This is a genomic window from Streptomyces sp. NPDC050164 (genome assembly GCF_044459945.1).
Lineage (GTDB): Bacteria > Actinomycetota > Actinomycetes > Streptomycetales > Streptomycetaceae > Streptomyces > Streptomyces coeruleorubidus_A.
Genome location: NZ_JBITJK010000072.1, coordinates 1 through 17505, shown reverse-complemented (window position 1 = coordinate 17505; position 17505 = coordinate 1). Strand labels below are relative to the sequence as shown.

Here is a 17505-nt window from a genome sequence, read left to right as displayed (position 1 = left end):
CGTCCACCGCTCCGTCCAAGCCCTGGAACGCGACATCCGCGCCTGGCTCGCCGACTGGAACGAACACCCCAGGCCGTTCATCTGGACCAAGACCGTCGACGAGATCCTCGACAAAGTAGCCGCCTACTGCCGACGAATCTCCGACTCAGGTCACTAGGACTTGTCCGGCCGATCATGCTGGAGTCAGACCTGCCGCGAGTACCTGCGCCGTCGGAGCCTTGCCATGCGCCGCAAGTATCTTGCGGCGCATGGCAATGGCTGAACGTCGCCAATGCCAGTGTCCGCCGCGGCCCGCGCTCGAGCAGCACCCCTCGCGCAACCAGCCACGACGGTCGAGGCCGAGCACGTGACTGTGGAAGCGTGCTGCCTGGCGCGCTGCCTGACGCCCTGTCGGTGCTCAAATGGTGTGCAGCGAAATGTCACATCTGTAATCAGGGGTTTTCGGGTACCGGCAGCACGGGGTCACTGTCCCAGGCCGTGCGCAGCCGGTTCGTCTGACGCCTGGAGGGGGGCGGCCGTCTGGCATGCCTCGGGTGACGGACTGTGGCCGGTTTGGCGGGACTGGGGGATGTGTATGCGGATGCGGCCTTTGCCTGCTCTCTTCGCCTCGTACATGGCTTCATCGGCTTGGCGGAGGAGTTCGTCTGGTGTGACGCCCGGGAGGGCGAGTGTCATGCCGATGGAGGCTGAGACGAATGCCTCTTTGCCTGCGATCTGGTATGGCTGTGTCAGGGCAGACAGGATTCGCTCGGCGACGTCTTTGGCACGTGAGGGGTGTGTCCCGGCCTCTCCCTCCAGGAGGGCGGCGAACTCGTCACCGCCGAGGCGGGCCACGGTGTCTTCAGCACGTACGGATGCCTGGAGCCGACGAGCGGCGTGGATCAGGAGAGCGTCGCCCACCGCGTGTCCAGCCGAGTCGTTGACAGCCTTGAAGCCGTCCAGGTCCACGAAGAGCACTGCGGGTGGGGCTACGCGAATGGTTCGCTTCCGCAGGGCATGCGCGACTCGGTCGGCGAACAGGGCCCGGTTGGGCAGTCCGGTGAGCGCGTCGTGGAAGGCCAGGTGCTCGAGTTGTTCCCGCTGGATGACCCGGTCGGTCACATCGCGACTGCTGAAGATCATTCCCTCGGTGTGGTGGCTGACCGTCGACTCGACGTGGCGCCAACGTCCGTCGGCGTGGCGGACCCGGCAGGACACGCGGCGGCCCGGACCGGGGATGCTTGATGCGGCTTCCTGCCGCAGCGTCTCGACTGCTTGCATCAGCGGCGTCAGGTCGTCGGGGTGGCAGTACAGGGGCAGACGGGCACCCAGCAGGTCCTCAGGCCGGTAACCGAAGACGTGATGAGCGGCAGGACTGACGTAGAGCACGTGGCCGTCCAGGCTGACGATGGTAATCACGTCGCGGGTGCCGTCGACCAAGGCGCGGTAAAGCGCCTCCCGGGTGGTGGCTTCGCGAGTAATACGCAGGTGATCGGCGTGGATGATGCCCTGGCGGATACCGAGCGAGATAGGCAGCAAACCCGCCAGGACCAGCAGAACCATGTCGGTGCGGCCTCCGACCATGGTGTGAGCTGTCAAGGCCAGGACGCAGATGGCCACGGGCACGAAAGCGGCCACGACCCCGACAACGGGCATGATGCGCTGGTCGACGTCCACGACGCTGGTGCCTCCGGCCAGCCATGGGGCAACGGCGATGAGGAGCAGGCCAGTGATCGAGCAGGCCGCCGAGCAAGGAATGCCGTACCAGGTGCCGGGGGCGGGCATGAGGATGCGCAGCATGTCGCTTGCGGACAACGCGACGAGGGCCAGGACACCCACCGTTGTCGCTGTGCGCTCAGGACGCTTCAGGGAGTAGCGCAGTGCCACCAGAAGTCCAAAGACCAGGATGTCGGTCACCACGCGTGCTAGATCCTGCAAGGACCCGAAGGCATTGCCGCTTTGGTCGGCACGATGCAGCAGCAGCACCCAGCCCAGTGTGAGCAGGGAGCCGGCGATCATCCATCCGTCCAGGACTCGCCGCAGCCAGATCAGCGTCGTGCCGCCGTCCGCCACCGCGACGGCTAACCCGGCGACTCCCAGCACCAGACACAGTGTGATTCCGGTGGCCGCTAGCAGTTGGAGGACGAAGTGGAAGCCGCCAGCGGGGTTGCATCGAGAGGAAGGGAGCTGATTGACCACTAGGTGGTGAAGGCCACCCGCTGCCACAGACACCGCTAGGAGCGTAAGACGAAGGCGGACCCTTCCGGCGGCCGTCCTGGCACGCCCAAGCAGCGACAGGGCGGCTAGACCATGCGCAGCCGGCACTCCGACGCCGACTGGGAGGAACAGCACCGCCGTCGAGCTCGCGCTCATTGCGGCGGCAAGCACCGATGCCAGCCCCAGAGTCTTGCCCCACCCACATGCCGCCGATGACCAGCCGATACGAACGGCGTGCAACGAGCCCCACCAACCGGCCTGTCCCGGCCTCATGCGAACCCCCGACGGTCATCGAGCCCAAAGAGGGCAGGCACACCGTGTCTGTACTGCTCGTGCCGGATAAGAGCGTAGGAGGATGTCTAGCGCGTATCCTCATGAAAGCGGTAAGTTCACCTGAAAAACGGACGACCTCCCAGAGGCTGACACCCTGCCAGTTGGAGGTCAGCTGCAGAAGCTGTCTGATCACTCCGCCCTCTTGGCCGGTGCTCTCGCGAGCCACTACAAAAGAGATCTCACCCACCAGCCGAAGTTCGACAAGCAGGTGGAGGAGTCCGCCGAATCCCTCATGTTCGGCATCGGCCGCATCCTGGCCGGCCGGGACCTGGGCGTGAAGCGCACCGACACCACCTTCTGACGCTCGGGCACCCGCGTCCTGCCGAAAGTGGAGGGCCGCGTACGCCGCCGCTCCTACAAGCCCGGGTGGCGGCGCCTGTCCTTCCGTGTCGCGCTGGGGCCGGCGTCTGGGAGACCGGCTACCTGGCCACCCAGGATCTCGACACCACCGTGCAGACCGCCCAGAAGCTGTGGGACAACCGGGAGCAGGCCCTGGCCACTCTGGAGAGCGGCGGGATCGGCGCGGCATCCGTCCTGACCGTCGGCGGCGCGGCGTACATGGTGCTGACCCGCGAGCGCCGGGAGTTGATGCGTGAGTGGGTCGCCCCGCTGCACCAGGCGCTCGCCGTGCCGCTGGGGATCGCGGAGCAGACCGGCCCCCGCCGCTACCTCCACGTTCCGAAGAACTTCTCCGACGACGACGCGGAGATACGCGTCGACCTGCCCACCAGCTTGGGCTTCTCCCGCGACGTCGTCGCGGACCTCATCCCCCAGAAGCTCGCCCTGGAGGGCGTGACGTTCTCCTGGCACCCGGCAGGGCGCAAGCCGTACGTGCTGGCAAAGAAGACCCGCAAGTCCCCGAAGAAGGCCGTCTTCAAGGACCCAAGGTCCGCGAGCTGGTGGCCAAGGCACCGGAGTCTGCGCCCCTCCTCGGCATCGGCACCGGAGGCAAGACCGTCGCCGTCGACCTGAACGTGGAATCGCCCCACATCCTCGTCAACGCGAGTACGGGCGGCGGCAAGTCGGTGACCCTGCGCTGCATCACCTGCCAGATGCTCCACCACGGCTCGCAGGCGTTCATCCTCGACTACAAGCGGATCTCCCACCCCTGGGCACGCGGCATCCCGGGCGTCACCTGCACCGGCGGCGGCAGCACGACCGTCCTGCGCACCCTCACCGCCCAGTTCCAGGGCGCCCACGCCCTGGTCCTCGACGCCGCGCGGCTCTCCCACCTGTGGGCGAAGGAGCTGCCGACCGTGACGAGAGCGGGTTCGTCCTCGCTCGCGCCGGGGAGTAAGTTCCCAGTCTGGGAACGCGAGCCGCTCGGGGATCTTGGGGGCCCCTGGTAGGCCCCGACCGGTCGGCCGTCCCGCGCGACGGCCTTCAAGGCAGCGGGACGGAGCGCAGGGCGAGGTGGATCCGTGCCACGACGACGACGTGGCCTGCGTCGCCTCCGGGCACGATAAGCGCCGGGCGTTCGCCGTCCCAGGCCTGTGGCGGGGGCGGCGACATGCGTGGCGCCGCCGCTCCGGTCCCCTCGGGTCCGGCGCGCAGATCCATGCTGATCAGGCGGGATTTGGGGGGACCGTAGGCGTCGGTGAAGGTGACGAACCGTCTGTGGGCCAGGCCTGCCTCCTGTGAGGAGGTGGGGTAACTCCACAGCCTGCGGGGGTGTTCGAGGTCGTACGCGTTCCAGGCGCCGGCGCCTGGGTCCTCCGCGCTGTCCTCGTACAGGACCAGCACGCCGTTGGACGAGACCAGGCCGTTCTCGGGTTTCATGCCGCTGTCCTCGGCGGTGGCGAGCGGACGGAGGGTGGCGGGGGCGAGGCGTTGCAGGGGCGGGAAAGTGTCCGAGGCGGACACCGGGCTGCCGGTGCAGACCAGGTAGCCGCCACCGGAAAGGAGGCGGGGGCACTCGGTGCCTGGGGGAGTGGTCGCTTTCGGGGTGCCGGTGCGGGCGTCGCGGGCGGTGGCCTTGGTGCCGTCGGTGGTGTAGATCCGGCTGCCGAAGGCAGCGAGGCCGCCGTCGGGGTCCGCGTGGAGCTCCTCGCGCCAGATGAGAGAACCGTCGGACGCCCGGTACGCACCGAGGGCGAGGTCCGTGTCGTCGCCGCCGTCGCTCGGGGCGTCGAGCGCGTAGACGGTCCTGTCCGCGGCCACGAGGCCGACGGCCACCCGTCCGGCGGGCAGTTGCCGGGACCAGGCCTGTATGCCCGTGCGCAGGTTCGCGGCGCGCAGCACTCGTTCGGCACTAGTGAAGGCGCGTTCGTCGGCGGAGTCGAGGACGAGCGGGCCGCTCTTGCCGCCGCCGCTGCCAGGCACGGCCCAGTTGACGGTGCCGTCGGCCCGGGACCTACCGACGAGACCGCCCGAGGCGGTACTGCACACGACTTGGTGGGGCGTGGCACCGCAGGCCCCGGGCGCCTTCTCGGCGGAGAGCGAGCTCACCCAGGCACGCCACGGTCCGTCGACCGGCGAGGCCGACGCGGAGCGGACCGGGGAAGCGGTCGTGCCCCCGCCCTTGTCGGGCTGAGCGTCCCCGGCAGGCGCACACCCGCCCAGGACCAGACCCACCAGGGCGGCACCCGAGACGGCCACCACCCCTCGTATCCACCGCATCTGACGCATCAGCAGCCACCCCCGTGTGAAGGCCCATGGTCGCAGAAGGCTTGCAAGGTGGCGCGGTCGCTGTCCGAGCTGCGCGACGCCTGGTGGAAGTCGGCGATCCGGGCGTTCGGCGCCTGCACCATCTACCAGTTGGCGGAGCGGGCGCGGGCGGCGGCGGCGGTGTGGGCGCGGGTGTGGCCGGTGGTCGACGCTGCCCTGGCCGCCGTCGACGTCACGGCCGTGGTGTACGAGATTGGCGGCGGGTTCCGGCGCTGGCACCTGCTCGCCGAAGCCCGCCGCCACTTCGCCCACGTCCTGCGCGGTGTCGACCCCACGAACCCGGCCTGGACGAACAGATCGTGCAGACCGCCATGGGGGGGCTACACCCGCCCGATGGGCCGGATGATGACTGCCGATCTACGCGCTCTGTACCCGCACGATATCGAGGACCAGGCTGTGATCCGCCCGCTGACCGGCGCTCGGTCGGCGGCCCGCTACGAGAAGGCCCGCCTCGCTGCCAGCGTCTCTCGGGTGCTCGGCGAAGTACTGCTGGACGTCGTCGTACGAGGCGGTGCCGCCCAGTTCGACGATGCGCCGCAGTACCGTCCTGGCTCCGGGCATCAGGGACGCGATCACTTCGAATAGCGTCCAGCCCTCACCAAGTTCTCTTCGCTCAGGTCCTCCGGGCCGGGTCGGGGTTCGGAGGCCGGGGCGTCGGGCCAGTCGGAGGGCACGGCGGGGCGCAGCCCGTAGGCGGTCTGCACAGCGGCGAGCGCCTGCTCGTAGGTGTCCGTCTCGGTGTCGATCGTCAGCCGCATGTTGGCCCCTCCCTCAACGCTGTCGTCATCATGGCCGAACGCTCATGGCCCGTCGCCTCGTTGAACACGTCGGGGGCCGGCCTGCCACGGCTGCACCTGCTGCTCCCCGCCGTCCGCGACCGCCACGAGAGCATGCTTGAGCTGACTGCGGGCGTCCGGACGATCCGGTGCGGCGACCTCACTCCAGAAGGCGTGCGTGAGAGTCACGGCGGCGAGCTCGCGTTCTTCTTCCGCAGCGCGGCGCGATTTCCTGCTGCTCCTGCTCCGACCAGCTCGGCGAGTCCGGGTACGCGGGCGTCGTGGCGAGCCAGTAGTCCTCGGGACGTTGCCAGCCTTCCATCGGCTCGACGGAGTACGGCAGCCGCTCGTGCAGGGCGGTGAGGTCAGCCCGCTTGCCGATCGCTGCCCGGTGTCACGAACCTTGACGAGCGCGAGTTTGTGCCGCTGAAGTTCGATCCGGCTCGGGGACAGCAACTGCGCTGCACTTAGAAGATGATGTTTCCATGGCGGACAGTGCAGCGTTCTATGGGTTGGTCGGGGCACTAGGTGGCGCCTTAGTGGGGGCCGGAGCGGCTGTCGCCGTGCCTCTGCTCCAGAACAGAGGTGCGGCGCGCGCTCGCCGATCGGAGCTGGCCGAGGCTGAGGTCAACCGTCTGATCAAGATCCGTAGCAGTACTCGTGCAGTACTCCAGCTTCAGGCTCAAGCGGTTGACTCCCTGGCGGCCGGACGAGAGATCTCACCTGACAGCTTCGCGGCCGACATGTCTGCTGCCTTCTCTGAGCTGCGGGAAGCAGCGGACGTCGTCCTCATCGACGGTCTTGTGTTGCCGCAGTCCAGGGATTGGTCGCCTACGGCTTATGGATATAGCCCGCCGAGCCCGCCGCCCCGTAGGCGAGTGCTGAGGGGCACGCCCGACCGGCTCAACCAGGAAACCTTCACATCCCCGCTTGTGGTGGCCTTCCAGCGCCTCGATGAGGACATCCACTCCGCTCTGAACTCCCCGGTGGGACGTGGCCCCGGTGATCACCGGGAACATCACGACCCGGAAGCGGTCGACGAGTCCGGCTCGTAGCAGGGACCGGCACAGGCTGAGGCTGCCGATCGTGCTGAGGAGCCCCGAGCCACTCGACTTCATGGCGCGGACCGCCTCGACGGCGTCGTCGCGGACAAGCGTGGAGTCGGCCCACGTCAGTGGCTCCTCGAGTGAGGAGGAGAACACCACCTTGGACGCTTGCGTGAGCTCGTCGACGGACGCCTCTTCTTCGGGCCTGAACTCGTTTTGGCCATTCGGGACCTCGCCTGCGGCGAAGCCCGACATCAGGCGGTAGGTGTTCGCTCCCATCAGGTAGGTGACCTCGGGCTGCTCACCGAGCCATGCGAGGTACTCCGGGCCCTCGAGGCCCCAGAACCCGGGCCATCCCTCTCCCGATGCGTGGCCGTCTAGGGAGGTGATGAAGTCGACGAGAAGCTCTGACATGGCGGTGTCCTTTCCTAGGGTGTCACGAGCTTGGACTGGCCGGGAGCCACAAACTCATCGGCCGCGCTGTGGAGTAACGAGAAAACCCATGACGCTGCAGCCGATCAGGTCGGCGGAGCGGCACTGCTTCGGAGGGCCCGAGGCCTACATGATTGCGCTATGCACGCACTTGGGTAATGATCTCCACGCGACTGGGAATGGCGGTTTGAGTTCTGTCAAAGCCCCAGCTCAGCCCCACCCGCGAACGGCCCACCCCGCTCTACTGGGTGATGGGTGAGGCCTCGCTGCCCGACGTCGACAGCGCGTGCTTCATCCACTCACCTGCGACGGCGGCGGAGCACTTCCGTGAGTACGGCCCCGCTCCGAGGTCACCCCGTCCAGCTTGCAGGAGTTCCTCGAACAGCTCGGCCGCCGGATCGCGAACCAGACCTAATCATCGGCCGAGGACAAACGGACCCCTGCCCCAGGAGGTCATTCCACAGCTGGGGAATCGCGAGCAGGTGTGGGGACACCCCTGAGCAGGGGGTGGCCAATTTCAAAGAGCGCCATCACCCCTCGCCACCACCCGAGCACGCGCTGAGGAACCCGCCAAGGCTGGCTGACACCTGCCCTCCCACGCCGAGAGGTGGAGTCACCTACTCACCGGCGCGGGCCACGAGCAGCGGCTGGAAAAAGCCCGTCTCCTGCGGCATCCGCCACTCGAGGTCGACGAACCCGGCCTCGGCTGCGAGGCCGGCCAGCCGGTCTTGGCCGAGTGCCCAGTAAGTAGTACGGCGGACCTGGACGCGCCATTCGCCGCCTGCCGGAAGGAGTTGGAAGTGCTCCAGGTCGTAGTGCTCGCCGTCGTCGTGCCAGTGCCAGAGCTGGAAGGTGACGGTCCGTTCTTCGTCCTCGGCGCAGTCGACGTTCCTGTGGACTTGAGGAGGCGTCGAAGCCGGGCGGTCGCGCAACAGGTCGTCGTAGTGGCGTGTGCTGACCAGCAGCAGGCCGTCGGGACGCAGCACGCGGCGCATCTCTGCCAGGGCGGCGTGCACATCCTGTTCAGTCAGCAGGTGAGGCAGTGAGTTGTCGGCGCAGACGACTGTGTCGAACCGGCCATCAGGAAAGGGGAGGCGTCGCATGTTGGCAGCGGCCGTGCGCAGGCTCAGGTTCCGGCGGGCGGCCTCACGGGCAGCGCGGGCGGCGGCGCGGGGGCTGAGGTCGGTCCCGGTGACCCGGTGCCCGCGCAGCGCCAGACCGATGGCCTGCGTGCCGATGCCGCAGGAACAGTCGAGGACCGCCGCGCGCTCTTGACCGATCAGGGCGTCTAGGGCGCCCCCCCTGCCGACGGATGCTCGCGTCCCAGTCTGGATAGATCAGGTGGTAGTCGTCAGCCAGTTCGTCGTAGAAGTGCGCCACCGATGTCTCGGGCATGGCCCGAGATTACTGTGCCTGTTCCCCGGAGGGGCCGGTCATCCCCGTGATCGGCGCGAACGCCCTCACTGACGACCTTGCCGTCATTTCCCATGAACATCTGCGAGCGTGCTGATCGCCAACTGCTGTTGAAACTCATCGACAAACGCTGTTGCTGAACGTGAACGAAGCCAACAGGTCTCATTCGCCAGCTCAGCCGGCTTCGCCGGTGACAACTATCGCGCTTCGGCTCATTATTGTGACTGAGCGCCATGGTTGGCCAGTTAGCGGCCTTCTTGGCCAGCCTTAGCGTTCACGGTCGACGACACTCGGACGGACTTGATCATCGCTCCGAGTTCAAGCGGTCACGACATTGAAGGCCGGGAAAACCTTCGGCTGCACATCGGCGAATCCGAGGTCTCGCAGGATCGGAAGGATGGTCTCACCGAACCGGTTGAAGGACTCCTCGGAGTCCCAGACATCCGTCACATGCCAACCGGTCGGGCTGGGGCCTGCAATGTGGGCGATGAGACCGGGGACGGGCCAGTCCGAACTGGCCTTGACCAGTCCGCGTCCCTTGTTCAGTTTGTTTGTGCCTTCTTCGTACTGGGCCTGGGTCATGCCGGGCACGTCAAACACAGCGATGATGGCCATGATCACTCCGTCTCATTGAGGGGCCTCGGGTTCTCCCAGTCGACCGTCTCAACGATTCGACCGCGCGTTGAGGCGCTCCATCCGGAGGAGGGGCCATCTCGGCTCTGGGGCTCCGAGCGGGCCACCTGCACCGCTCAGACTGACCAACTGTGGCACTCAGTCACACTTATTCGCGGGCCGTCGTACAGCGCTCTGGCGGCGGCCCGCACCCTATTCCGCATCCCGAATGCGAGGCCCTGATGAGCAGCCCCTGGCCGCCCCGGCGCACTCCCGCCGTCCCGTTCCCCGCGCGGCCGCGCCCCGTGAGCCGGTCGCCCACGCCCGCATCGGCCGGCGTGTGGTCCGCCGCCGCGCGAAGGGCATGGACGCGGCCGCCGTCGCGGCGGCCCTCGAGGACGCCCGGTTCGACGCGCGCCAGGACTCCCGCCACGAGCACCTGGCCGACGACACCCGCGGCCGGGCGGAGCTCGCGGAATGGGAGCGCATCGACCAGCTGCTCGCCGCCGCTCCCTCCGGCACCGTCTACGACCCGGACACCGACGGCGTCGTCCAGGAGGAGCTCGCCGCCGAAGCCGCGGCCGCCGCAGCCCGGGAAACCGAGCTGCGCGAAGCCGCCCAGATCGCGGCCCGCGCCGATGAGCTCCAGGGGCGTTGTCACGTTGTTGGGTACGTGACGGTCTGACGGCGCGGCGGGGCATGGTGGGCCTGGGGTCCGGGCGTGTGCTCAGGCCGTGGTGGGCTGGTCGGCAGTGCCGGTGATCTGGTCCCAGATCACGAAGCGGACGGTCATTTCGGCGCGGTGGTCGGAGGCTGTCCTGAGGTGGCGGCGGGGCCGGAAGTGGGGTGAGATGCCGCTGAACGCGGACAGGTACAGCTGGGCGCCACCGGTACTGCGGAAGCCCTTCATCGCGTGTTCGCGCTGCCGGGTGGGCTGGTGGCTGTTCTCGGCCCGGTTGTTCAGGCCCTTGTGGGAGCGGCGCTCGACCGAGGGCATGACCTCACGGTGAGCGGCGCCGTATGAGCGCAGCTTGTCGGTGACGACCACCCGGGGCACCATGTGGGTCTTCTTCATCAGTTTGCGGAAAAACCGCCTGGCCGCGGCGGTGTCCCGCCGGTTCTGCACGAGGACGTCCAGGACGTTGCCGTCGGCGTCCACGGCCCGCCACAGGTACCGCTGCTCGCCGTTGACCTTGATGAAGACCTCGTCCAGGTGCCACTTGTCCCCGGGACGGGGCTGGCGGCGCAGTCCGTTGGCGTAGGCCTGGCCGAACTTGGCGCACCAGCGGCGGACGGTCTCGTAGGAGACGACGACACCGCGTTGGAGCATCAGCTCCTCGACCTCGCGGAGTGACAGCGGGAGCGGTGGTACAGCTACACGCAGTGGGAGATGATCTCGACTGGGTATCGGTGCCCCTTGTACGACGGCGGCGCGCTGTCCACGGACGACCCTTTCCAGCGTGATCAACCCGAAGATCATCCCACCCGGACAGCCAACGTGACAGTGTCACGTCTGGAACTCCAGCTGCGGCGCGAGCGGCTGCTGAAGGCCGCTGGGGTCTCACGCCCTGGAACTGGTCTGCGCCCCAGCGACATGGCGCGTTGTCCAGCAGCAGTGCCAATACGGGTTCAGCCACTACAAGACCTTCCCCTACGAGACCGTCTCCCAGGTGCCTGACGAGGATGGCTTCCTTCATGTAGAGCTGGAAGGGGCCGATCTGCCGCGACTGGTCCAGTGCACCTACCTCGCCCGGTTCACCATGATCGACGCTGCTCGCGGCGCTGTGTGCCGACGCGTCTGGGATGCCACGGGCGCGGTACTGGACTGCATCGACCTGGAAGCTCCCGACGGCAAGCAGCTGCCCCCCATCCTCTTGGACGCCCGTCTGGGCACCAGCTGACCTGCTCGCCTGTCGACAGCAAGAGACCCCGGAGGACTGCTCCTCCGGGGTCTCTCTGTGCTTTGAGTGTCCGGCCGGTTCAGAGGTCGTTTTCGTCCTTGGGGTGCGCTTTACTCCTGCATCTTTCGATGCCGGGTCGTTGTTCCGGTGGAGCTGCTGGAGTGAGTGCGGCGGATGTGTCTCATGGGGTGACGGCTGGGGCGGACGATGGCTTACGCCTGTCTCGTCCCAAGGCGCCCGTCGCGTGGTCCGTGCTCCCGTTGCTTGCGGTGTACCTCTGGGGGCGCACGCCCCTGGCCAGCGGTATCTCGGTCGTGGCCGAACGTCATCCGTATCCGAGTGATTTGTCCGATGCCCGCTGGGCGTTGATCGAGCCGGTGCTGAGCGCCTGGCGGGCCGAGCGTCGCCGGCATGCCCTGGACATCGGACGCCCGCCCGAGCATGATCTGCGCGAGATCATGAACGCGATCACGATGCCTCGCCGCAGCCCGCGGGGGCGAGGAGGAGTGGGACCTGTACTGGATACGGCTACCGCTGACGGCGTCGACGAAGCGATTGCACAGGCCCGCTCCCACCCCGAGGGTGCCACCTCGTACGCGGCGCCGCACATCGCCGAGCTGCTCGCCGGCGCCGGACGTACTGAGGAGGCCGTCGCCGTCCTCGAACAGCACGCCTCCGCGAACAGCCATGACCTGGCCGGCTACCTCATCGACCTCGGCCGCGTCGAGGACGCCCTGGCCATCCTCCAGCGGCGCACCCCCGGCCGTCCGAGCTGTCGGACGGCCCCTGGCACGACGATCCCCCGTTCTGAGCTTGTCGTTTATCCAGTTCGGCGGGGTTTGGTGCCCCTCTTGTGATGGGCGGGGCGGGCGTATGCCTCGCCCGTCGTGAGGACACGACCGCGGAACTCACCGGAACCGGAGAACTGGCACTGGTCGCCTGATCGCAGCCCCAGACCGAGCGTCCAAGGTCGGTCACGTGAAACGCGGCCGCGCGGAGACCATCACGCGGAGGAGCGGGGGTGGTTCTGGTCGCGCCAGGCCCGAGGCGAGGTTCCGTATGCCTGTTTGAAGATCTTGCTGAAGTGGGTCGCGTCCACGAAGCCCCAACTCCGTCCTATCGCTGCGATGGTCCGCAGTCGGCCGTTCGGGCCGGCCAGCTCTCGCCTGCATTCGGCCAGGCGGCGGGCACGGATCCAGTCTCCGAGGCTGATGCCCGACCGGGACAGCACCGCGTAGAGGTGACGTACGGAGATGCCGTGTGCGGCGGCGATCCGTGCCGCCGACAGATCGGGATCAGCCAGGTGCGCCCGGATGTAATGAGTGATCCGACGACTGAGTGTCGCCTCCAACGGTTCTCTGGCCAGGCTGGAGTTACCGTGCTGGGACGCCAAGACGGCACGGAGCAGTTCGATGCTGGGTTCCACGACGGCGTCGGCGTGCACGCCCTGGTGCATGTCGTCGCTGACGGCCAGTTGGGAGAAGTAGGTGAAGGCGAGGCGCGCAATGGGGTTGTCGGGTCCCAGGGGGACCGCGGTGATGTCTCGTAGCAACCGCTCGGGGAGCGCGAGTGCCGCGCGGGGGAAACGGAAGAAATGGTCGTCGATTCCCTCGTCGAAGACAAGTGTGTAGGGGGTGTTCGATTCGTAGACGGCGAAGTCTCCTGGCCTCAGCAGGCACTGGCGACCGTTCTGCACCACCAGGCTGGTGCCCCTCGTCTGAAGGCTGAGGAAGACGGCCGGCTCCTCGTCCTTTCGGGCCAGCCGCTCCGTCCGACGGAGAGTGGCCGCGGTCGCCCGCGCCGAACAGATCCTGAGGGGCCCAACGGCGTCGAACCCCACGCGAACGGAGATGTCCTCAGCCGGAGGACGGTGATCGATATCGACCGCCACCATGGATTCCCACAGCGCGTGCCGGAGCACTTCCTCCCGGTCCTGCGGCGCCATGAACGCGGTGTCCAGGACCGGGCTCATGAGGCAGACCTGCGTCTGCATCGGTCATAAAACCGGCCTGACAGTACCCTGGCCCGTTCCCCCACAAGTCCCCCTCGACACGGACGGTCCGAGCATCAGTTTGGCTGGATTCCCTCTCGCTGTGCAACAGCTTCGACGGACACACACAGGGCCTGAGCTTGTTCCGCTTTGACGGACACCATCGGTGTGGTGGTCAGGCTGCGAGTGCGGTCTCGTATTCGGCGGGACTGCGATAGCCGAGGCTGCTGTGCAGACGGTGCAAGTTGTACCAGCCCTCGATGAAATCGAAGATCGCGGTCCGGGCGACGGCCCGGCTGGGCCAGGAGACGGCGCCGAGCGACTCCCTCTTGATGGTGGCGAAGAACGACTCGGCGAGTGCGTTGTCCCAGCACTGTCCGGTGCGGCCGACCGACAGGCGTTCCTCCAACTGGTCTGTGAGTGCGGCGCATTGCTGGCTGGGGTACTGACAGCCACGATCCGAGTGAAAGATCACCGGCCGGGTGGGACGGCGCTTCCGACAGGCGGTCGTAAGGGCATCGGCGACCAGATCGGTCCGCAGGTGGTCGGCCGTCGCCCAGCCGACTACGCGACGGGAGGCGATGTCGATGACGGTGGCCAGATAGAGCCAGCCCTCCTCCGTGGCGATGTAGGTGATGTCGCCGCACCAGCGGGCATCCAGGCCAGCGGGGTCGGGCTGGAAGTCCCGGACGACGAGATCGGGCCGCAGAGCAGCTCGTGGGTCAGGGATCGTCGTCAGGTGCCGTCGTCTGCGGTGTCGGCCCTGCAGGCCGGCAGCCCGCATCAGCCGCGCGACACGTCGGCGGCCGCATCCGGCGCCTGTCCGCTTGAGCACGGCATGGACGCGCGGGGCACCGTAGGTTCCCCGCGATCTCGTGTGGACGTCGGCGATCTGTTCCGCCAGCTCGGCGTCACGGACCGCGCGGGGACCAGGCTTGGCAGCGCGGCGGGCATAGAAGGCGGTCCGGGAGACCTTCAGCAGCTCACACGCTCGTTTGACGCTGTGACCTGCACGCTTCTCCGCCTCGATGAACGGGTGCACCGTCACCGGGTCTCCTTGATGCTCCTATATCAAGCGGCCAGGCTCATGGGCGTTTCTGGTAGCGGGTTGAGGGGTTGGCCGAGGTCGGCTTGGTCGGCGAGCAACGCTCGGTAGACGCGGTCGGAGATGCGACGCCGCAGCAGACGCAGGGCCTCCGTCTTGGTCTTGCCGGCGGTGAGTTGCTTGGCGAAGTAGGCGGCGCCTTCGCCGTCGCCTCGCACCTGGGTCACAGCGATCATGTGGAGAGCGTGGTTGACGGTGCGATTGCCGCCCCGGTTGAGCCGGACGCGGACCTTGTTGCCTGACCAGACGGGGATCGGGGCAGTGCCGTTGAACCGGGCGAAGGCGGCCTTGGAGACGAACCGAGTGGCGTCGGCGGCCTCTCCGATGATGACCGCGGCACCCAGAACGCCGCAGCCGGGGATCGCCAGCAGATGCGGTGCTCGGGCGGCGACCAAACGACTGATCTGGCTCTCCAGCGCGTTGATGCGTTCCGAGAGACGGCGGCAGTCCGCCACCAGTTCGGCAGCGATGGCCGCGAGCGTCCCGCGATGCTGGATCAAGGCTTGGGCCAGGTGGTCCAGGATGCACAGGCGACGCAGACCACGAGAGGCCACGGCCAGCTCCGGGTCGAGTTCGTGCAGGAACCAGCGCAGCTTGTTGCCGATCGCGGTGCGCTGGGCCACGAGCGATCGCCGATGGTCGACCAACAGTTTGATGTCCCGGCTCGGCCCGTCCAGGCACGCCTTGGGCAGGTCGGGCTCGCGCAAAGCGACCCGTGCCACCGCCTCAGCGTCGATCGGGTCGGACTTCCCGCGCTCCCGGGCCGAGCGCCGTGCGCCGGCCATCAGCCGGGTGTGCACCCGCATCACCGCGTGCCCACTGTTGAGTAGGTCGGCCTCGAACCGGCGGGTCAAGTGGCGGCAGTCCTCGACTGCTACCAACACCGGACCGAAGCCGTGCAGCCAGGCCAGCGCCTTGAGATGGCCAGCGGGCCTGGCGGCCACGGTCAGTTCCGCCAGCTGCTTGCCCAGCGGATCGACTGCCACCAGCGTGTGCGTGTTCTTGTGTCCGTCTATCCCGACGACAATCAACGTGCCTCCCTGCGACGATGCCGGATGCTCAGGGCGATCGTCCGGTGCCGGGGGCACGCCTCAATCGGGCCAGCGGCACGCTCCTATCAAGCCACACCGCACCGGACGGCCTGCGACCCGCGGGCGGCACATCGCCGACAAGCCACCGCCGTACGGGGCAGCGAAGAAACGAGCCAGCCCGCCGGTCGACAAGATCCTGCCACCAGAGGGCGGCACATCAAGGACCAACCACCAAAGGCGGCTTCGGCCCGTGTCCACCCGCCGATTGCCAACAGCCTGACATTGACGCGAAGAAAGCCGTGGCCCGCTTGAGGATGTCGACGTCCTTACGCAGACGGCGGTTCTCCCGCCGCAGCGCGGCCAGTTCCTCGCGTTCGCTGCTGGTCAGGCCGTCCCGCTCGCCCGCATCGACCTCGGCCTGCTTCACCCAGTCACGCACCGCGGTCTCGGTCAGATCGAAGTCCTTGGCGATCTGACCGACCGAGCGGTCACCCCGTCGGCACAGCTCGACGATCTCCGCCTTGAACTCCGGCGTGAACGAGCGACGAGGGCGAGGCTTCTTCTTCCCCATGCTCTCCATGATGGACATCCTCCCGGGGCTGAACCCCTGATCTCGGATGTCCGTCAAAGCGGATCAAGCCCACCCTGCCATCCACTGAGCCGGTGAGCCTGTCGGGGCCGGGCGAAGTGGACCGTCTTACTTCAGCCGTTGCGGGCCGTGCTGTGGCGGGCGGTGATGGTTCGGGCTGCGGTGCGTAGGGCGGTGACGGTGGGTTTGTCACGGTCTTGGGTGCGCCATGCGAGGGCGGTCCAGCAGGGGGCGAGGTCGGTGACCTCGGCGTAGGCAACGCCGTGGCGTTGGTAGAGCCATCGGGAGGGTTCTGGGGGGAACTGGATGCCCTCGCCGAGGCCGATGGCGGTCAGGGCGGGTTCCCACTCGGTGGTCTGATGGTCGGTGTAGAGGACGGGGGCGCCGTCGGGTCTGGGGTCGACTGACCAGAAGTCCCGCCAGGCCTTGGGAATCCTCGGTGACCAGCCGACGACCGGCCGGTCGGCCAGCTGCTCCAGGGACAGTGGTCCCCGGTCGGCAAGGGGGTCGCGGTTGTGCAAGCACACGATGCGGTCCATGGTGGCCAGGCGGTGGGTCTGAACACCTGGCGGTACGGGCGGGAAGAATGGACCAAGTCGAAGACCACGTAGTGCGCCGGCCACTGGCGCGCCGCCTCGGCCGCACCTGACCCGCGCCGCGCGAGACGCTGCTGCAGCCGCTCGAACGCCAGCCGGTCCCGCTCCCACACCACCAGCTCGCCGTTTATGTGGGCTACCACATCTGTCTCATCAACGGTCTGTCCTTCCAGCAAAAGTAGGAAGGGATGAGGAGTAGTCCTACCGCCACCAGCGCTCGCGCGCGTTGCCGCGTTCGGTGTCCTCCTCGACGAAACCGGCCGCGCCCAGCTGCCGGAGGTGGTAACTGGCCGTACCGGAAGGGGAAGGCCCTCGTGCCTCAGCTCCGGGATGGTTAGTGGAGCCGGACTCAATGATCGGCGATCCATTGCCCCAGGGGGAACGCGGCGAGCGAGGCTGGCCACCCCTCGCCCCAAGTTGGGTGTCCCGCCTCGCCGAGAGCGACCTCGGCACGAGCCGGGCCGGGGCGGTCGACGTGCCCATGTTCACCGACGTCATCACCGACATCGAAAACAACCTCGACCTCCAACAGCACAAACCCGACGGGCCACATTGCGTCCATGTCTTACCGCCGTCCGTGGAGCGGTCGACCCACGTGGCGTCCCCGGCCGTGTACCCCCAGTTGACACTGGCGAAGGAGTGATCGCTGAGATTTTCGTTGACGAGGGCTACGGGCTCCCGCTCCGCCAGCTCCGGATCGTTGAACCAGGTCGTCCGGTGAAGGCCTAGATGTGCTGTCCCGGGACGTTGGTGACGGGCGACACGCCTTGAGTGGTCCTTGAACGGGGTGAGGGCCCCTGGTTTCGGTGTGGATTGCG

The 17505-nt window shown here is 67.7% G+C and carries 17 protein-coding genes and 5 pseudogenes; 9 read left to right on the top strand and 13 right to left on the bottom strand.

The features are described 5' to 3' along the window. Positions 1-157 (top strand): annotated as a pseudogene (locus ACIBNA_RS44255) (IS630 family transposase); the annotation flags it as partial. Positions 158-462: 305 nt separating this feature from the next. On the opposite strand, the gene ACIBNA_RS44250 reads toward ACIBNA_RS44255, so the two are convergent. After that, positions 463-2082: a diguanylate cyclase domain-containing protein gene (locus ACIBNA_RS44250; RefSeq protein WP_399171080.1), complete on the bottom strand. Its 1620-nt coding sequence runs from the start codon at positions 2080-2082 to the stop codon at positions 463-465. A gap of 589 nt (positions 2083-2671) precedes the next feature. Here ACIBNA_RS44250 and ACIBNA_RS44245 point away from each other — a divergent pair. The 3 genes from ACIBNA_RS44245 (at position 2672) to ACIBNA_RS44235 (ending at position 3878) form a co-directional block, all read left to right on the top strand. Continuing rightward, positions 2672-2830, top strand: coding sequence for a hypothetical protein (locus ACIBNA_RS44245; RefSeq protein WP_399171079.1), 159 nt, complete (start codon positions 2672-2674; stop codon positions 2828-2830). Positions 2831-2895: 65 nt separating this feature from the next. Next, on the top strand, positions 2896-3501 hold the full coding sequence (locus ACIBNA_RS44240; RefSeq protein ID WP_399171078.1) for a hypothetical protein: 606 nt from the start codon (positions 2896-2898) through the stop codon (positions 3499-3501). After that, a complete protein-coding gene (locus tag ACIBNA_RS44235; protein WP_399171077.1) occupies positions 3429-3878 on the top strand; it encodes a helicase HerA domain-containing protein in 450 nt (149 codons plus the stop codon). The genes ACIBNA_RS44240 and ACIBNA_RS44235 overlap by 73 nt, the downstream gene beginning before the upstream one ends. A 34-nt stretch (positions 3879-3912) precedes the next feature. On the opposite strand, the gene ACIBNA_RS44230 is transcribed toward ACIBNA_RS44235, so the two are convergent. Then, positions 3913-5157 carry a PQQ-binding-like beta-propeller repeat protein gene (locus tag ACIBNA_RS44230; protein WP_399171075.1) on the bottom strand — a complete coding sequence of 415 codons (1245 nt, stop codon included), beginning with the start codon at positions 5155-5157 and terminating at the stop codon, positions 3913-3915. Positions 5158-5205: 48 nt separating this feature from the next. On the opposite strand from ACIBNA_RS44230, the gene ACIBNA_RS44225 reads away from it, so the two are divergent. Further along, positions 5206-5781 carry a hypothetical protein gene (locus ACIBNA_RS44225; RefSeq protein ID WP_399171073.1) on the top strand — a complete coding sequence of 192 codons (576 nt, stop codon included), beginning with the start codon at positions 5206-5208 and terminating at the stop codon, positions 5779-5781. Here the strand turns inward: ACIBNA_RS44225 and ACIBNA_RS44220 are convergent. The 4 genes and pseudogenes from ACIBNA_RS44220 to ACIBNA_RS44205 form a co-directional block, all read right to left on the bottom strand. Then, positions 5769-5954, bottom strand: coding sequence for a hypothetical protein (locus tag ACIBNA_RS44220; protein ID WP_399171071.1), 186 nt, complete (start codon positions 5952-5954; stop codon positions 5769-5771). The genes ACIBNA_RS44225 and ACIBNA_RS44220 overlap by 13 nt on opposite strands. A 737-nt stretch (positions 5955-6691) precedes the next feature. Then, positions 6692-7432: a dihydrofolate reductase family protein gene (locus tag ACIBNA_RS44215; RefSeq protein ID WP_399171069.1), complete on the bottom strand. Its 741-nt coding sequence runs from the start codon at positions 7430-7432 to the stop codon at positions 6692-6694. Positions 7433-8067: 635 nt separating this feature from the next. Beyond that, positions 8068-8845: pseudogene (locus tag ACIBNA_RS44210) on the bottom strand (class I SAM-dependent methyltransferase). A gap of 336 nt (positions 8846-9181) precedes the next feature. Continuing rightward, a complete protein-coding gene (locus ACIBNA_RS44205) occupies positions 9182-9478 on the bottom strand; it encodes a hypothetical protein (protein ID WP_059420460.1) in 297 nt (98 codons plus the stop codon). 226 nt (positions 9479-9704) lie between these two features. Between ACIBNA_RS44205 and ACIBNA_RS44200 the strand changes: the two genes are divergently transcribed. Further along, entirely contained in the window at positions 9705-10160 is a 456-nt protein-coding gene (locus ACIBNA_RS44200) for a hypothetical protein (protein ID WP_399171067.1), read from the top strand. A 42-nt stretch (positions 10161-10202) separates the two neighbouring features. Here ACIBNA_RS44200 and ACIBNA_RS44195 read toward each other — a convergent pair. Continuing rightward, positions 10203-10918: pseudogene (locus ACIBNA_RS44195) on the bottom strand (IS6 family transposase). 227 nt (positions 10919-11145) lie between these two features. On the opposite strand from ACIBNA_RS44195, the gene ACIBNA_RS44190 reads away from it, so the two are divergent. Both ACIBNA_RS44190 and ACIBNA_RS44185 read left to right on the top strand, forming a co-directional pair. Beyond that, complete coding sequence (locus ACIBNA_RS44190; RefSeq protein WP_399171065.1) at positions 11146-11376, top strand: hypothetical protein; 231 nt, start codon at positions 11146-11148, stop codon at positions 11374-11376. A gap of 314 nt (positions 11377-11690) precedes the next feature. Then, a pseudogene (locus ACIBNA_RS44185) lies at positions 11691-11846 on the top strand (transposase); the annotation flags it as partial. A gap of 533 nt (positions 11847-12379) precedes the next feature. Here ACIBNA_RS44185 and ACIBNA_RS44180 read toward each other — a convergent pair. From ACIBNA_RS44180 to ACIBNA_RS44155, 6 genes and pseudogenes are all read right to left on the bottom strand, one after another. Then, positions 12380-13348: a helix-turn-helix domain-containing protein gene (locus ACIBNA_RS44180; RefSeq protein ID WP_399171064.1), complete on the bottom strand. Its 969-nt coding sequence runs from the start codon at positions 13346-13348 to the stop codon at positions 12380-12382. A 193-nt stretch (positions 13349-13541) separates the two neighbouring features. Next, positions 13542-14414: an IS3 family transposase gene (locus ACIBNA_RS44175; protein ID WP_399171062.1), complete on the bottom strand. Its 873-nt coding sequence runs from the start codon at positions 14412-14414 to the stop codon at positions 13542-13544. Positions 14415-14437: 23 nt separating this feature from the next. Then, entirely contained in the window at positions 14438-15502 is a 1065-nt protein-coding gene (locus tag ACIBNA_RS44170; RefSeq protein WP_399171061.1) for an IS110 family transposase, read from the bottom strand. Between the two features lie 217 nt (positions 15503-15719). After that, positions 15720-16073, bottom strand: a complete 354-nt coding sequence (locus tag ACIBNA_RS44165) for a transposase (protein ID WP_399171060.1) — start codon at positions 16071-16073, stop codon at positions 15720-15722. A gap of 131 nt (positions 16074-16204) precedes the next feature. Then, positions 16205-16630, bottom strand: a complete 426-nt coding sequence (locus tag ACIBNA_RS44160; RefSeq protein WP_399171059.1) for a LysR substrate-binding domain-containing protein — start codon at positions 16628-16630, stop codon at positions 16205-16207. Positions 16631-16891: 261 nt separating this feature from the next. Beyond that, positions 16892-16987, bottom strand: a pseudogene (locus tag ACIBNA_RS44155) (ArsR family transcriptional regulator); the annotation flags it as partial. Positions 16988-17039: 52 nt separating this feature from the next. Here ACIBNA_RS44155 and ACIBNA_RS44150 point away from each other — a divergent pair. Next, positions 17040-17330 carry a hypothetical protein gene (locus tag ACIBNA_RS44150; RefSeq protein WP_399171082.1) on the top strand — a complete coding sequence of 97 codons (291 nt, stop codon included), beginning with the start codon at positions 17040-17042 and terminating at the stop codon, positions 17328-17330. The last annotated feature ends 175 nt before the right edge of the window (positions 17331-17505 follow it).

What these genes read in the sequence shown, in the direction of transcription:
- ACIBNA_RS44205 (WP_059420460.1), bottom strand. Translation starts at nt 9,478, where the DNA reads ATGGCCATCATCGCTGTGTTTGACGTGCCCGGCATGACCCAGGCCCAG.
- ACIBNA_RS44150 (WP_399171082.1), top strand. Translation starts at nt 17,040, where the DNA reads ATGATCGGCGATCCATTGCCCCAGGGGGAACGCGGCGAGCGAGGCTGG.
- ACIBNA_RS44220 (WP_399171071.1), bottom strand. Translation starts at nt 5,954, where the DNA reads ATGCGGCTGACGATCGACACCGAGACGGACACCTACGAGCAGGCGCTC.
- ACIBNA_RS44230 (WP_399171075.1), bottom strand. Translation starts at nt 5,157, where the DNA reads ATGCGTCAGATGCGGTGGATACGAGGGGTGGTGGCCGTCTCGGGTGCC.
- ACIBNA_RS44165 (WP_399171060.1), bottom strand. Translation starts at nt 16,073, where the DNA reads ATGGGGAAGAAGAAGCCTCGCCCTCGTCGCTCGTTCACGCCGGAGTTC.
- ACIBNA_RS44160 (WP_399171059.1), bottom strand. Translation starts at nt 16,630, where the DNA reads ATGGACCGCATCGTGTGCTTGCACAACCGCGACCCCCTTGCCGACCGG.
- ACIBNA_RS44215 (WP_399171069.1), bottom strand. Translation starts at nt 7,432, where the DNA reads ATGTCAGAGCTTCTCGTCGACTTCATCACCTCCCTAGACGGCCACGCA.
- ACIBNA_RS44200 (WP_399171067.1), top strand. Translation starts at nt 9,705, where the DNA reads ATGCGAGGCCCTGATGAGCAGCCCCTGGCCGCCCCGGCGCACTCCCGC.
- ACIBNA_RS44180 (WP_399171064.1), bottom strand. Translation starts at nt 13,348, where the DNA reads ATGAGCCCGGTCCTGGACACCGCGTTCATGGCGCCGCAGGACCGGGAG.